11 protein-coding genes and 5 tRNA genes are annotated in these 13,593 nt (G+C 61.2%); 10 read left to right on the top strand and 6 right to left on the bottom strand.

From position 1 onward, the window contains the following. The first annotated feature begins 138 nt into the window (after nucleotides 1-138). The 9 genes from VVD49_RS15095 to moaE all read left to right on the top strand — a co-directional run bounded on the left by VVD49_RS15095 (nucleotide 139) and on the right by moaE (nucleotide 3,375). Nucleotides 139-214, top strand: a tRNA-Ala gene (locus VVD49_RS15095). A gap of 36 nt (nucleotides 215-250) precedes the next feature. After that, nucleotides 251-326: transfer RNA gene (locus VVD49_RS15090), tRNA-Glu, on the top strand. Between the two features lie 39 nt (nucleotides 327-365). Further along, nucleotides 366-442: transfer RNA gene (locus VVD49_RS15085), tRNA-Asp, on the top strand. Nucleotides 443-526: 84 nt separating this feature from the next. Continuing rightward, nucleotides 527-602 (top strand) — tRNA-Glu (locus VVD49_RS15080). 39 nt (nucleotides 603-641) lie between these two features. Continuing rightward, nucleotides 642-718, top strand: a tRNA-Asp gene (locus tag VVD49_RS15075). Between the two features lie 185 nt (nucleotides 719-903). Beyond that, the gene (gene mobB / locus VVD49_RS15070; protein ID WP_327600034.1) at nucleotides 904-1,410 is read left to right on the top strand and encodes a molybdopterin-guanine dinucleotide biosynthesis protein B; all 507 of its coding nucleotides are present in this window, start codon (nucleotides 904-906) and stop codon (nucleotides 1,408-1,410) included. 32 nt (nucleotides 1,411-1,442) lie between these two features. Further along, on the top strand, nucleotides 1,443-2,627 hold the full coding sequence (locus tag VVD49_RS15065) for a molybdopterin molybdotransferase MoeA (protein ID WP_327600033.1): 1,185 nt from the start codon (nucleotides 1,443-1,445) through the stop codon (nucleotides 2,625-2,627). Nucleotides 2,628-2,638: 11 nt separating this feature from the next. After that, nucleotides 2,639-2,890, top strand: a complete 252-nt coding sequence (gene moaD, locus VVD49_RS15060; RefSeq protein WP_327600032.1) for a molybdopterin converting factor subunit 1 — start codon at nucleotides 2,639-2,641, stop codon at nucleotides 2,888-2,890. Between the two features lie 23 nt (nucleotides 2,891-2,913). Continuing rightward, the gene (gene moaE, locus VVD49_RS15055; RefSeq protein ID WP_327600031.1) at nucleotides 2,914-3,375 is read left to right on the top strand and encodes a molybdopterin synthase catalytic subunit MoaE; all 462 of its coding nucleotides are present in this window, start codon (nucleotides 2,914-2,916) and stop codon (nucleotides 3,373-3,375) included. Nucleotides 3,376-3,390: 15 nt separating this feature from the next. Here moaE and VVD49_RS15050 read toward each other — a convergent pair whose 3' ends face one another. Both VVD49_RS15050 and VVD49_RS15045 read right to left on the bottom strand, forming a co-directional pair. Then, entirely contained in the window at nucleotides 3,391-3,900 is a 510-nt protein-coding gene (locus tag VVD49_RS15050) for a type II secretion system protein (RefSeq protein ID WP_327600030.1), read from the bottom strand. A gap of 9 nt (nucleotides 3,901-3,909) precedes the next feature. After that, nucleotides 3,910-4,437, bottom strand: a complete 528-nt coding sequence (locus tag VVD49_RS15045; protein WP_327600029.1) for a type II secretion system protein — start codon at nucleotides 4,435-4,437, stop codon at nucleotides 3,910-3,912. Nucleotides 4,438-4,687: 250 nt separating this feature from the next. Between VVD49_RS15045 and VVD49_RS15040 the strand changes: the two genes are divergently transcribed. Continuing rightward, nucleotides 4,688-6,844, top strand: a complete 2,157-nt coding sequence (locus tag VVD49_RS15040) for a YCF48-related protein (RefSeq protein WP_327600028.1) — start codon at nucleotides 4,688-4,690, stop codon at nucleotides 6,842-6,844. A 53-nt stretch (nucleotides 6,845-6,897) separates the two neighbouring features. Here VVD49_RS15040 and VVD49_RS15035 read toward each other — a convergent pair whose 3' ends face one another. From VVD49_RS15035 to VVD49_RS15020, 4 genes are all read right to left on the bottom strand, one after another. Beyond that, nucleotides 6,898-8,724 carry a tetratricopeptide repeat protein gene (locus VVD49_RS15035; RefSeq protein WP_327600027.1) on the bottom strand — a complete coding sequence of 609 codons (1,827 nt, stop codon included), beginning with the start codon at nucleotides 8,722-8,724 and terminating at the stop codon, nucleotides 6,898-6,900. A 16-nt stretch (nucleotides 8,725-8,740) separates the two neighbouring features. Continuing rightward, nucleotides 8,741-11,167, bottom strand: a complete 2,427-nt coding sequence (locus tag VVD49_RS15030) for a tetratricopeptide repeat protein (RefSeq protein ID WP_327600026.1) — start codon at nucleotides 11,165-11,167, stop codon at nucleotides 8,741-8,743. A gap of 137 nt (nucleotides 11,168-11,304) precedes the next feature. Continuing rightward, the gene (locus tag VVD49_RS15025; protein ID WP_327600025.1) at nucleotides 11,305-12,006 is read right to left on the bottom strand and encodes a pectate lyase; all 702 of its coding nucleotides are present in this window, start codon (nucleotides 12,004-12,006) and stop codon (nucleotides 11,305-11,307) included. A gap of 416 nt (nucleotides 12,007-12,422) precedes the next feature. After that, nucleotides 12,423-13,121 (bottom strand): pectate lyase, encoded by a 699-nt coding sequence (locus VVD49_RS15020; RefSeq protein WP_327600024.1) that lies wholly within the window; start codon nucleotides 13,119-13,121, stop codon nucleotides 12,423-12,425. Nucleotides 13,122-13,593: the final 472 nt, after the last annotated feature.

The raw sequence follows: 13,593 nt of genomic DNA, 5'->3' as shown, positions 1-13,593 counted from the left end.
GGCATCTCGCGCCGTCAGCAAAATGTCTGTGTATGAAATGCAACACAACACAGTGCGGTGCAGCGAAATATGCTCGAAATGGCAAATTGGTGTTGACGCAGCCATAGGTCATTTCTATAATACTGCTTCTTCGCTGTCGGGGGTATAGCTCAGCTGGGAGAGCGCTTGCATGGCATGCAAGAGGTCAGCGGTTCGATCCCGCTTACCTCCACCAAAAAAGCGGCGAAGAAATGTAGCAAAGGTAACGCAGGTCCCCATCGTCTAGAGGCCTAGGACATTACCCTTTCACGGTAAGTACCGGGGTTCGAATCCCCGTGGGGACGCCAGGTTTTAAAGCGTGGCTGACTGAAAAGTCAGGTACGCATGGAGTGGTAGTTCAGTTGGTTAGAATACCGGCCTGTCACGCCGGGGGTCGCGGGTTCGAGCCCCGTCCACTCCGCCAACAAACGAAAGCCGCTGTGCAGCGGCTTTTTTATTCGACCAGCATGGGTTTGCTGCTGGCCGGATTGCAACAAAGGTAAAGCAGGTCCCCATCGTCTAGAGGCCTAGGACATTACCCTTTCACGGTAAGTACCGGGGTTCGAATCCCCGTGGGGACGCCAGGTTTTAAAGCGTGGCTGACTGAAAAGTCAGGTACGCATGGAGTGGTAGTTCAGTTGGTTAGAATACCGGCCTGTCACGCCGGGGGTCGCGGGTTCGAGCCCCGTCCACTCCGCCAATAAAGCAGAAAGCCGCCTTCGGGCGGCTTTCTGCTTTTCGCGCGCCGGATTTGTCTTGCTTGTGTGAGCCTGGTACTCCCAACCGTGCCCGGGAACGCTACCGGATGCGTTACATTTGTGGCCCGCACCGGTCCTCGCGACATGCGAAGCCCGGCGATATCGATAAATCCTCATTCATCGACCCATGCATACCAAGGTTTTCGGATTTGCCGGCTACTCCGGTGCAGGCAAGACGACCCTCATCGAACAATTGATTCCCCTGCTGGCGGCTGACGGCTTGCGCGTGTCTCTGGTCAAACATACCCATCACGGCTTTGACATCGACAAACCAGGCAAGGACTCCTGGCGTTTTCGCAAGGCAGGCGCGCAAGAGGTCATGCTGGCAGGCGCGCAGCGTTGGGCGCTGATGCATGAGTTGTCCAATCAGGCTGAGCCGGTGCTGGCGGATCTGCTTGGACATATGTCGGCGTGCGATGTGGTGTTGGTCGAGGGCTTTCGCTCTGTAGAGATTCCTAAAATGGAGGTGTACCGGCCGAGCACGGGGCACGCCATGATCCATCCGGTTTTTCCAAACGTAGTGGCTGTTGCGAGCGATGCGGCGATTGATGTGCCTGCACACTTGCCACTGCTCGATCTGAATGATGTGCCGGCGATTGCTGGGTTCGTGAAGCGCTTTCTGGATATTGCGTAATGACCGTAACGCAACGAGTCAGGTGAGATGACATGCTGAGTTTTGAAGAAGCCCGTACAACCCTCGTCGACGCTGCGCAACCGTCAGGCCGCACCGAGCGTGTGGAGTTGCTGTATGCAGCCGGACGTGTGCTGGCTGAAGATGTGCTGGCGGGTCTGAATGTTCCGCCTGCAGACAATTCCGCAATGGATGGCTATGCAGTCCGCGCAGCAGATGTCGTGGCTGAGGTGGCCTTGCCTATCAGTCAGCGAGTGCCTGCGGGGAGTGTGCCCCAGGCCTTGTTGCCAGGCACTGCAGCACGCATTTTCACGGGCGCGCAGATTCCATTAGGGGCTGATGCGGTCGTCATGCAGGAGCGTTGCGTGGCCGAGGGTGACTCGGTGCGTTTCGCGCTTTCGCCACAAGCGGGCGACAACATCCGTCGCATGGGCGAAGACATTCGCGCAGGGTGCGAGGTGCTGAAGGCAGGTACGGCGCTACGCTCGCAAGAGCTGGGATTGTTGGCGTCGCTGGGTGTTGCGCAGGTAACCGTGTTTGCGCGCTTGCGCGTCGCGGTGTTCTTTACTGGCGACGAATTGCGCATGCCAGGTGAATCCCTGCCTGAAGGCCAGATCTACAATTCCAATCGTTTCGTGCTGCGCGGGTTGCTGGAGGAGATGGGTTGCGAAATCGTCGACCTCGGCATCGTACGCGACGATCTGCAGGCGACACGTGAAGCGCTGCGACAGGCTGCACGGGATGCCGACCTGATCCTGACCTGCGGCGGGGTTTCGGTGGGAGAGGAAGATCACGTCAAAGCGGCAGTCGAAGCGGAAGGCGCACTTCAAAGCTGGCGTGTGGCGATCAGGCCGGGCAAGCCACTGGCTTTCGGCAGGGTCGCTGATACGCCCTTCATTGGCTTGCCAGGCAATCCGGTTTCGAGCTTTGCGACTTTCCAGATGCTGGTGAGGCCTTATCTGCGTCGTCTGCAAGGTCGTCCTGTGACGATGCCGGTTGCATTGTCGATGCGTGCCGATTTTTCCTGGAAGAAATCCGTGCCGGTACGCGAGTTCCTGCGCGTACGCTGTAATGCAGCGGGCGGCCTCGATCTGTTTCCGAATCAGGGTAGTGGTGTGCTGACGTCGACGACCTGGGCTGACGGCTTCGTCGAGAATCCGCCGGAGACGCTCATTGCTGAAGGCGATCTGGTCAGATACCTGTCTTTCGCGAGCCTCTAGGAGCACACAGGATGGGCGTCAGGATTCTTTATTTCGCGAGCTTGCGCGAGGCGCTTGGCAGCGAGGGCGAGCAGCTCGAATTGCCGGCAGGCGTAGCGAGTGTTGCGGCATTGCGCACACACTTGCTGGTACGCGGCGATGCTTGGCTAGCTTTGTCCGCGCCACGCATTCGTGCCGCCGTGAATCAGGTACTGGTCGCTGATTCGGCGACAGTGACCGACGGCGACGAGGTTGCTTTCTTCCCGCCTGTCACGGGCGGGTAGGCCGCTACAGGAGCGCGCACGTCATGGAACTGGAAAGCATCAGCATTCGGCATGCGGACTTTGACGTCGGCGCTGAAGTCGAGGCATTGTCTGGCGCGGGTACTGCGGGGGCCGTCGCGAGTTTTGTGGGTGTCGTGCGTGGCGGTGGCGAGCAACGTGACGCCGTGCTCGCCATGACGCTGGAGCACTACCCCGGTATGACAGAGCGTGCGTTGGCCGACATCGTCGTGCGGGCTCGTCAGCGATGGGCCCTGGGGGGCGTGCGGATAATTCATCGCATCGGCAAACTCTTGCCCGGCGAGCGCATTGTGTTTGTCGGTGTGGCAGGCAGACATCGCCACGAGGCATTCGCTGCCTGCGAGTTCATCATGGACTATCTGAAAACGCAGGCGCCCTTCTGGAAGAAAGAAGAAACGGCGGAGGGCGCGCGTTGGGTGGATGCACGCGATAGCGATGACGCAGCGCTGGCGCGTTGGCAAGGCTGACGCCTCAGGTCAAACCTAGTCGGTGCGGTTTTCCCGATTCGGCAATTCGCAGCCTTCGTCGGTACACACGACGCCATACACGAACACCCAGCCGCGGTAGTTTTTTTTGCCCCTGAAGTGGAAGAACTCATCGGGGAAGTTGTCCTGGCGGATCGGTTTGCCTTCTGCCTTGCTATAGACGCCGAGGATGCCGCCTTCGGCAGAGCGCACGAGTCCCCAGTCAGGCTTGCCGGTCAGCGGATCGTTGTAGATCTTGCGCAAGTGGCGTTTGACGCTGGGGTAGCGTGGGTCGCGCAACAGATCGTCGAGGCTGTTGGGCGCCGCGGAAGGTGTGCCGACCGGCGTTGCCTCGAAGTAACTGCGGACTGCTGCCTTGAACTCGAGGCCGACGGCGAGCAGCTCGTCTTCGGCGTAGCGCCGTTGCGTGACCGCACCCACCTGCACCGCGCCCGCCGCGACAACCGCGATGATGGCCACGATGACCAGCAGGCCGATATAGGTGAAGCCGCGAGCCCTGACGCGCATGTGATGCCCTTACCAGCGCTTGTAGGGGATGCCGTTGAGGCCAGTGCCTTCGGACCTGGAGTAGACGTCGTAAACATCGTCTCCTTCACGCGGGTCACTGGCATCGCTGGCATAGCTGCGCTTGCCCCAGGTTTCCACGTCTGGAATCGTCGGGTCATCGGCCAATGGGTCACGTGGAATGCGGCGCAGGAAGTAGATCTTGCGGCCAGCGGATGTGCGTTGGTCTACCTTGCCCAGCACCAGGTCATCAAGCGTCTTGGGGTAGCCGGGTGAGCCGACTTCGGAGGCGATCACGCCCTGGTCCGATGCGGTCTTGTACTTGTCGATAGCCAGGCGGATCTCGCGCAACGCGAGGCGCAGCTCCTGTTCCTTGGCGCGCTGCACCGAGACCTGGGCGATTGGCACGGCGATGCTTGCGAGTACGGCCAGGATGGCCAGCGTGATCAGCAATTCAATGAGGCTGAAGCCGCGGCGCGCGATGAGCGCATGGGCATGATGCGTGCGCGGGGCAGGGTGATACGTCAAGGTGTGAAGCATCGCAAGAGGTTGGCTGCGGGCACACAGAAGTATGGGTGAGCGCGCATTCTGCACGCACAGCCCCCACGAGTCCATGTGCTGTGCCGCAATGTTGGGCAAAGCCGGGGGCTCAAGTACACTGCAACGCCGCTTGAGCGCGCCATTGCGTCACAGCATGGTGAACAACACTAGATAAGGGCTCGGGCTGACAGATCAGGCAGGCAGATTCAACCAAAAGAAATCGGGCCTTCAGGTCCGACAGGAGACTTCAATGATTCGAGTGCCCACGAGATCGGTGCCGCTTTCGCGAAAGCTTTTTTCGCTGCTATCTGTTGCGCTGATGACCCTTGCCCTGAGCGGGTGCAACCGCCCGGGCGCGTCCCGTACCGCGGCGGAGCTCGGCGATCAGCCGGGCGAGTATCACGCCGTTGTGACCAACCCCTCCCTCTACAGCATTGTCCGTCTTGAAAACGGTGTCGTGATGGCCGTCGGTACCGACGGTGCCGTGTGGCGCAGCGACAATGGCGGCGCAAGCTGGAGCCAGGGTGAGCCCGCGACCACCGCTTCGTTGCAACAGCTGATCAGTGTGCCGGGTACGAAACGACTGGTTGCGGTCGGTACCGAAGGTGCGCTCGTGTATTCGGAAGACGAGGGCAAGCACTGGACGGCGGTGAACGTCGGCGTGACTTCCAACTTGCAGGCGGCATATGCCGATCCGCAAGGCAAGTTCGTCATTGCGGCTGGCGTGGACGGCCTGATCCTGCGTTCGGAAGACGGCGGTATAAATTGGCAGCGCGTGCCCTTGCCAGCCCCAGTGGGGCTTGGGCTGCTGGCGGGAGATGCCAGGCACGGTACCGTCGTAGCACTGGGTGGGCAGGGCGTGGCGCTCGTCTCGAGCGACGAAGGCCGCAGCTGGAGCCTGGCAAGCAGCGGGACGGATGAAGCCTTTACGACCCTCATTGTCGAACAGCGCAGTGGTGACCTGATCGCGGGTGTGGCCAATGGCAAGATCACGCGTTCGAGCGATGGCGGCAAGACCTGGCGTGTCGTCGAGTCCGGCACCGAGCACATCATCCATATGCTGCAGGATCCTGCGAGCGGCACGCTGATCACGCTGGCAACCGGCGGCAAGGTGGCGCGTTCGGAAGATGGCGGCAAGACCTGGACGACGCTGAGCACACCGAACGGCGTGTCCTTCGCGAAACTGGCGCAGGTGTCCGCTACGAAGCTGGTGGCGGTGGGTGACGGTGGTTTGACGATGAACTCCGACGATCTTGGCAAGACCTGGCAGCTCGTCAGTGCTGGCGAGCAACGCACGCTCAATGGTGTCGTGTTCGACGCCAAGAGCGGTGCCGTGGTGGCGGCGGGCGGTACCGGCTGGGTGACGACTTCGAACGACGCGGGCAAGACATGGAAGACGGTGTCTGCGGGTGTGCCGGAATACGTGCACGGTGTTGCCGTCGAGCCCGCTTCGGGTGATTTGATCGCTGTGGGTGCGAATCGCATGACTGCGCGCTCGCGTGATGGTGGCATCACCTGGGAGTCGTCGGTGATGAAGCAGTTGGTCGAGCCCGCCTACTTGTTCAAGATTGGTTACGAGCCTGTCAGCAAATCGATGGTGGCTGCGGGCGGGCAGAGCTCGTGGTTGCTGTCAGGCGACGGCGGCAAGTCGTGGAAATTCGGCAGCAAGCAAGGCCCCGTGTATCAGGGCTTCATCACCCATCCGAAAACGGGTGCCGTCGTGCTGTATGGCGACAGTGGTGCCATGGCGCTGGTGGAAGATGGCGGTAGTCGCGAGACGGCTTTGCCGGTGCTCGTAGATGCCGCTTTCTTCCGCGGCGAGGTCGATGCCAATTCGGGCACGATGTGGGTATATGGCGCTGATGGCGCGCTGGCGCGCTCGGACGATGCCGGCAAGACCTGGACGCTGGTGCCGACAGGGACGACGGCCACGCTGTACGGCGGCATCTTTGATTCGGCGCGCAATCTCTTCGAGCTCGTGGGTTCCAAGGGCCTCATCCTGCGTTCGGCGGATGGTGGCAAGACCTGGGCAAGTGTCGAGAGCGGCAGCACGCGTCTGCTTGGCTCCATCATGGCCGATCCGAAGAGCAAGGCCCTGCTGATCGCAGGCGATGGTGGCACCGTGTTGCGTTCGGAAGACGAGGGTAAGAGCTGGACGCCGGTGGCAATCGGTACCGAAGCCTTGGTGCGTGCTTTCTCCATCGAGCCGGGCAGCAATGCCATCCTGCTTGCCGGTCGTGGCGGCGTGGTGCTGCGCTCGGTGGATTCCGGCAAGAGCTGGACGCCACTGAAGACCAATACCGGATCGCGTATCAAGTCGATCACGGCAGATCCCCTGTCGGGAAATCTGGTGCTGTATGGCGATCGCATTACCGTGTTGCAGCGCGCGCCCATCCACGCAAAATAAGCAGGGGCAGCTTTGCTGAAAAGGCCGGCCGGGAGAGATCCCCGCCGGCTTTTCTATCTGGCGAGCGCGGTTCTCCTGACTTCTGCCAGCACGCTGTCCCAGTCGCCGATGGCAGGCTGACGATACAGGCGCATGCCGGGATACCAGGGGCTGTCGTTCCGCTGCAGCAACCAGCGCCAGTCCGGTACGAAGGGCAGGAGCAGGGCGACGGGGGTGCCGAGTGCGCCGGCAAGATGCGCCACAGAGGTGTCGACCGTAACCAGCAGATCGAGTTGCGTCAGCGCTGCGGCGGTATCGGAGAAGTCGCTGAAGTGCTCGCGCAGATCGTGAATGCGCGGTTGCCCGGCAAGCCACGCTGCATCGGCCGGGCGGCAATCCTTCTGCATGAGAAAGAAGCTGGCATCGGCCTCCAGCAGCGGCAGGAATTTCTCCAGCGGGATCGAGCGATTGCGGTCATTGGCGAGCTTTGGATTACCCGAGCAGGCGAGGCCGATACGTTGCTTGCGCTGCGTGCCGTCGCCAGCCAGCGTGGCGATGCGTTGCTGCCATTCGTCCTGCTCCTCGCCGCTTGCAGTCAGGTAGGGCACGCTGGCAGGTATGCCTGGCACGATTGTATTGAATGCCATGGGCATGCTCAGAAGCGGAAAGTGAAGGTCCGTCGTCGGCAGCTCATCGCCTCGCGCGACGATGCGTGTCGCACCTTCCAGCGAACCCAGCAGGCGTGCCAGTGGCGGCTGTACCTCGAGGATGACTTCTACGCCGCGCTGTGCCAGCAGTGTGGCGTAGCGGCAGAACTGGAGCGTATCGCCCAGGCCTTGCTCGGCCCATAGCAGCAAGCGCTGGCCGCGGATATCGCTGTGGCCATCCCAGCGCGGGCAGTTGAAGTCGCGTGGCGCATCCGCGCCTTTGAGCTGCCAGCGCCACTCATATTGTTGCCAACCCGCGATCAGTTGCCCCTGCAGCAGCTGCGAGATGCCTTTGTTCCAGTGCGCGTCAGGATATGCAGATTGGATCGCCAGCGCTGCGTCGTAGGCCACGACGGCTTCGGCGTGACGGTTCTGTGCACTGAAGGTGTTGCCGCGGTTGTATAACGCTTCCCCGTAGTCGGGCTTCAGGCTAAGCGCCTGATCGTAGCTGGCGATTGCCTCATCGAAGCGGCGCAGCTCCTTGAGCGCATTGCCACGATTGTTGAGGGCTTCCGGATAGTTGGCGCGCAGGCCAAGGGCCTTGTCGTGCGAGGCGAGGGCTTCGTCGAAGCGGCGCAGTTCACTCAGGGCGAGGCCGCGATTATTGAGTGCCTCGGGATAGGCCGCGCGCAGCGCGAGGGCTTTGTCATAGGCTGCCAGCGCCTCGTCGAACCTGCCCAGTGCGCGCAAGGCATTGCCGTGGTTGTTGAGGGCCTCAAGAAAGGCCGGGCGAATCTGCAGGGCGCGCGCATGTGAGGCGGCCGCTTCTTCGTGGCGCCCTAGATTGCCTAGCGCGACGCCGCGATTGGTCAGGGCTTCCGGTTGTGCTGGCGACAAGGTGAGCGAGCGATCCAGGCAGGCCAGCGCTTCGTCGTAACGCCGTGCGCGCATCAGGCCGTTCGAAAGATTGGACAGGGCGTCGGCTGCGTCCGGGCGGATCCGCAAGGCTTGCTCAACGAGGGCAATGCCATGCTCTGTCTGACCCAGCTGCATCTTTACGATGCCCAGATAGTGCAGCGCATCGAAGTGCTGCGGATCCTTGTCGAGGATGAAGGTGTAGCCGCGCTCGGCGTCAGCAAGCTTGCCTTGCTGGTGGGCAGCCATCGCCTGGGCAAGAAAGCCCGCATGGGGGTCGGCCTTTGCCGGGCGGTGTTTGCCCTGCGTGGCTGGGCGAGGCGGTGTGCGTTTGCTCATGCCGCAATTCTAGCGGTCAGCGTATCTGCAGGCCTTGTGACAGTGCCTCGGTGAGCTGCCGGATCGGATCGGCCCAGTTGCCGATCGTGCGCTGGCGATACAGCTGGGCACTTGGGTACCACGGGCTGTTGTCGCGCTCGAGCAGCCAGCGCCAGTCTGGCGAGTAGGGCAGCATGACGGCCATTGGCGCGCCGATTGCGCCACCTACGTGAGCGACCGAGGTGCAGACGCTGACCAGCAGATCGAGCTGGCTGATGGCTGCCGCCGTGTCCGAGAAATCGTGCAGCTCGCTGCGCAGGTCGTGGATCTGGGGATGGGCTTCGAGAAACGGCAGGTCGCGCTCGCGACATTCCGTTTGCATCAGGAAGACGCTGCGCCCTTCGGTCAGGAGCGGGGCGAACAGCTCGAGCGGCATGGAGCGATTGCGATCATTGGCCTGCTGCGCATTGCCAGAGCAGGCGATGCCGATTTTCAGGCCGCGTTGCTGGCCGATGCATTTTTGCCAATAGGGCAGCTTGTCCGGCGGTGCGGAGAGATAGGCGCGCGAAGCAGGAATCGTTTCCAGGCGCGTGCCCAGTACGAAGGGCAGGCTCAGCAGCGAGCATTCGAAATCGGCGCCGGGCAGCGGTTCGCCTTGCGTGATGACGGCGGATACGCCGCTCAGGGATTGCAGCAGCGCCACCAACGGTGCCTGTACTTCGAGGACCACTTCTGCACCGCGTGCGGCGAGCAACGTGACGTAGCGGCAGAACTGCACCGTGTCGCCCAGGCCTTGTTCTGCCCACAACAGGATGCGCTTGCCGGCAATGTCTTCCGTGCCATGCCAGCGCGGGCAGGCGAAGCTGCGCGCAGCGCCGAAGCTGGGCAGGCGCCAGCGCCACTCGTACTCGGCCAGGCCCTCGTTGAAGTGCCCCAGTGAAAGCAGCGATAGCGCCTTGTTCCAGTGGGCGCTGGCATAGCCAGGATCCAGACTCAACGCATTGGCATAGTTGTCGAGGGCCTCGCGGTGCTGGTTCTGTTCGGCAAATGCGAGGCCGCGATTGCTGAAGGTGCGGGCGTGCGCAGGCGCTTGTGTGAGGGCTTGTTCGAAGCTCTGCATGGCCTGGTCGTAGCGTTGCAGGCTGGCCAGTGCGCTGCCCCGGTTATTGAGACTTTCCGCGTCGCCGGGGCGCAGGGCGAGCGCCTGTTCGTAGAAGCGCAGCGCTTGTTCCGGCTTGTTCTGTGCTGACAGTGCGTGGCCCATGTTGTTGAGGGCAGCCGCGTTGTCGGGTTGGGCTGCAAGCACATGAGACGTTGTCTTGATCGCTTCATCGAGTCGATTCAGGTCGACCAGGGTCTTGCCGAGATTGATGCGCGCAGCGAAGAACTCCGGGTTCAGGACAAGCGCGCGTTCAAAGCACCGTGCGGCCGCAGCTGGCTGATCCAGTGTGGAGAGTGTGAGGCCGAGATTGCTCAGGGCTTCGGCGTATTCGGGGCGGATGTCGAGGGCCTGCTCGTAGCTGTGCAAGGCTGCGTCGTATCGTCGCAAGGCGTTCAGTGCGAGCCCGCGATTATTGAGCGCTTCTGCGTAACGCGGGCGAATGGCGAGCGCTGCGTCGAAAGCGGCGAGCGCTTCCTTCAAGTCGCCCGCCGCGTGCAAGGCATTGCCGCGATTGTTGAATGCTTCGGCATAGCTTGGGCGGAGGGTGATGGCTGTATCGAAAGCGGTAAGCGATTCAGCAACGCGGCCTGCAGCGCGCAGTGCGTTGCCGCGGTTGTTGTGTGCTTCCGGGTAGATGTTGCGTAGGGCGAGTGCCTGGTCGTAGCTGTGAAGTGCCGCGTCGAACTGTTCTTGAGCAGCGAAGACCAATCCCCGATTGTTGAAGGCCTCTGCAAAGTCAGGGCGTATGGCGATGGCCTTGTCGAGGGCCGACAGTGCTTCGTTGAATCGGCCAGCCGCGCGCAGCGCGTTGCCGAGGCCGTTGAATGCATCGGCGTGGCGTGGATCGAGCGCGAGCGCGCGGGTGTGGCTGTCTGCCGCCGCAACATGGCGTTGCAGGCTGGCGAGTGCGAGACCGCAGTTGTAGTGCGCGTGGGCGTTGTTTGGTTGCAGGCGGATGGCTTCGCCGAAACTGTGCAAAGCGTCTTCGTGCTGGCCGATGCGGGTCTGGCCGTTACCAAGGTTGATCCAGGCGTCGGCACGTGAGGGTTGAATCGCCAGTGCTTGGCCGATCAAGTCGATACCCGAGCTTTCGCGAGCGCTCTGCATATGGGTGACACCCAGCATGTGCAGGGCATCGAAGTGGCGGGCATTGTGTGTGAGCACGTAGGTGTAAAGCTTCTCTGCTTCGCCCAATTCGCCTTGCCGGTGCAGGCTTAGCGCACGGCTGACGAAACCGGCGAGAGGGTCCGCAGCCTGTGCATGCGGGCGTGACCGGGCAGGGGACGTACTGCGTTTGTTCATGAGCGCTTCTTGTGCGGTTCTTGTGCGGTTGATTTGCGGACTGCGAGGCCTGTTCGAACAAAAGCCCCGCCGGTCTGGCGGGGCTCGCTGCGAAGAAAATGCCGCGCTTTACAGAAGCGCGCGGCAAGGTCCTGCAATCAATACGCGGTGATGTTGCTGGTCGAAACCTTGCAGGCGGTAGAGCTCCACTCTTCACCAATCTTCGAGGACTCGGAGCCGCTCTGTACGCCCTTGTAGTTCACGCAGATCGCCGGGCTGCCCTTCTTCCACCCTTGCACCTTCAGCGTCGTGATGGTGGCAACGTCGCCGAAGTTGCCATTCACGCCAACAACCGAAGCGCTGACGTTGGCCACCGTCGTGTTGCTGATGTTCACCTTGCGCGGACCGCCATTGCTGGCGCAGTTACCGCACGAGCGATACAGCTTGCCGATCGTGTTGGCGTAGAAGCCGCTGATGTTGACCGTCGAGCCGATGCCGTTGTGCTGGAAGACCTTGTCGCTGGCATACAGCGCCGTGCCGCCCGAGACATTCATGGTCTTGCCGGACCCGCCCTTCATGGTGGCGGCGTCTTCGCAGACGTCGTTCCACTTGACGCTGGACAGGGTGCAGGAGCCGAGGCAGTGAATGCCATCAGCGCCGCCACCGGCCTTGATCACCACGTTCTTGATCGTTGCACCGTCGGTCAGGACGAAGACTGGCGACTGGCTTTCGCTGGAGCCGTCGCAGGATGTGCCGACGGTGGCACCGCCGTAGTCCTTCGTGCCCGAGATGGTGGTTGTTGCGGAAACAGATGAAACAACTGCGGTAAGACACAGGCCGAGCAACAGTTTGCTATACATTCTTTTGTCTCCTTCTTGGTTGAGTTAATGCATCAACTTCTTTACGAGACCGATAACAAATCAACTTGTTACCGGTAACGTTCGCAAAGTCTGGTAACAAAATTTTGCATAGTCAAGGAGATTTCGCGGTCGGCCAATGCTGCAATTGCACGGTGAAACAACATGCGTTCTGCGTCTTGTCGAAGCGTTCGAGGCTGTGTGGCCTGCGTTGTCTGGCTGTGGTCGCCGTCAGGCGCGCTCGGGGTGACGTTGTGCGGCACGGCAATTCGGAGGGTCATGCCCATCAAATATTTTTCCCGGCGACCATGTGGAGATGGGGCGAGCCAGCCGGGCCATTCCGGGCCAGCGCGATTACCGGAAACGAAAACCTCGCCCGGAGGCGAGGTTGCAACGATCCACGGGTGAAGCGCGGTTGATCAGTAGGACGTCACATTGCTCGTGGTGACCTTGCAATAGCCGTCGTTCCACTTTTCGCCCAGTGAGGTTGGCTCTGCGCCCGTGTTGTTGCCGGTGTATTCCACACACACTTTCGGACTACCAGACGTATAGCCCTTGATCTGCAGGCCGGTGATCGTGGCTGTATCGCCGTAGTTCTTGTTGATGCCGACAACCGCTGCCGATACCGCTTCGAGCTTGGTGTTGGAGACGGTGACGTACCGCGCACCTTGCGAGGAGCAGTTGCCGCACGAGCGATACAGCTTGCCGATGGTCTTGGCGTAGAAACCAGAGATCTTTATCGTCGAGCCAATGCCGTTGTGCTGGAACACCTTGTCGGAGGCGCTGTAGGCCGTGCCGCCACTGACCGTCATCGTCTTGCCGGAACCGCCTTTCATGGTTGCGGCGTCTTCGCAGACGTCATCCCACACGACGCTCGAAAGCGTGCACGATCCCAGGCAGTGCACGCCGTCTGCAGCAGCGCCTGCCTTGAGGTGGACGTTCTTCAGCGTGGCGCCGTCAGTCAGCACGAAGACCGGCTGCTGGCTTTCGCTTTGGCCATCACAGGCGGTCCCGACGGTCGCGCCGCCATAGTCCTTGGTGCCGGAAATGGTGGTGGTGGCCGAGACGGACGAAATCACAGCGGTAAGGCACAGGCCCAAAAGCAACTTGCTATACATTTTTGTCTCCTACGGATTATTTGTGTAATTTACGTTACCGGTCACAAATTTGGCTTGTTGCCGTTTGTTACCGGTAACGTGTTCGTTAGTTTCTGGATGAAACGCGTAGCAGTCAAGTGCAATCCGACACATTCTCGTGCGTATTTTCTTGCTGCAGCTGCGAGAAGCCATCGCCTGGGTAGTGGCGTTTCTACTGGAACAGCAATCGCAAAACGACACACGGAGATCGTCCTGCTGGCGACACCCAACAGTTCGGTTGCGCAAGCGCAGGCAGCTTGGTCTGCGTGCTCTTCGGAAGTGGCCTTCCGGTTTTGTACAAGACCGTGAGAGCGGGCGTGTAAAAACGATAAAATCACCAAAGTCATTAAATGAATGAAGCCTGTCTCGCGGCCAAAAAAAGCCCCGCGCGAAGGCGGGGCGCAAACAGACCAAGAGACACTTCTGCAGATCACTCCCACCGGAGACCGGAAGA

Origin of the sequence: Uliginosibacterium silvisoli, from assembly GCF_036017035.1 — a bacterium.
Lineage (GTDB): Bacteria > Pseudomonadota > Gammaproteobacteria > Burkholderiales > Rhodocyclaceae > Viridibacterium > Viridibacterium silvisoli.
Note: the sequence above shows the minus strand (reverse complement) of the source record. Positions and strands in the feature narration are given on the sequence as shown.

What these genes read in the sequence shown, in the direction of transcription:
- mobB (WP_327600034.1), top strand. Translation starts at nt 904, where the DNA reads ATGCATACCAAGGTTTTCGGATTTGCCGGCTACTCCGGTGCAGGCAAG.
- VVD49_RS15065 (WP_327600033.1), top strand. Translation starts at nt 1,443, where the DNA reads ATGCTGAGTTTTGAAGAAGCCCGTACAACCCTCGTCGACGCTGCGCAA.
- VVD49_RS15040 (WP_327600028.1), top strand. Translation starts at nt 4,688, where the DNA reads ATGATTCGAGTGCCCACGAGATCGGTGCCGCTTTCGCGAAAGCTTTTT.
- VVD49_RS15025 (WP_327600025.1), bottom strand. Translation starts at nt 12,006, where the DNA reads ATGTATAGCAAACTGTTGCTCGGCCTGTGTCTTACCGCAGTTGTTTCA.
- VVD49_RS15020 (WP_327600024.1), bottom strand. Translation starts at nt 13,121, where the DNA reads ATGTATAGCAAGTTGCTTTTGGGCCTGTGCCTTACCGCTGTGATTTCG.
- moaE (WP_327600031.1), top strand. Translation starts at nt 2,914, where the DNA reads ATGGAACTGGAAAGCATCAGCATTCGGCATGCGGACTTTGACGTCGGC.
- VVD49_RS15035 (WP_327600027.1), bottom strand. Translation starts at nt 8,724, where the DNA reads ATGAGCAAACGCACACCGCCTCGCCCAGCCACGCAGGGCAAACACCGC.
- moaD (WP_327600032.1), top strand. Translation starts at nt 2,639, where the DNA reads ATGGGCGTCAGGATTCTTTATTTCGCGAGCTTGCGCGAGGCGCTTGGC.
- VVD49_RS15045 (WP_327600029.1), bottom strand. Translation starts at nt 4,437, where the DNA reads ATGCTTCACACCTTGACGTATCACCCTGCCCCGCGCACGCATCATGCC.
- VVD49_RS15050 (WP_327600030.1), bottom strand. Translation starts at nt 3,900, where the DNA reads ATGCGCGTCAGGGCTCGCGGCTTCACCTATATCGGCCTGCTGGTCATC.
- VVD49_RS15030 (WP_327600026.1), bottom strand. Translation starts at nt 11,167, where the DNA reads ATGAACAAACGCAGTACGTCCCCTGCCCGGTCACGCCCGCATGCACAG.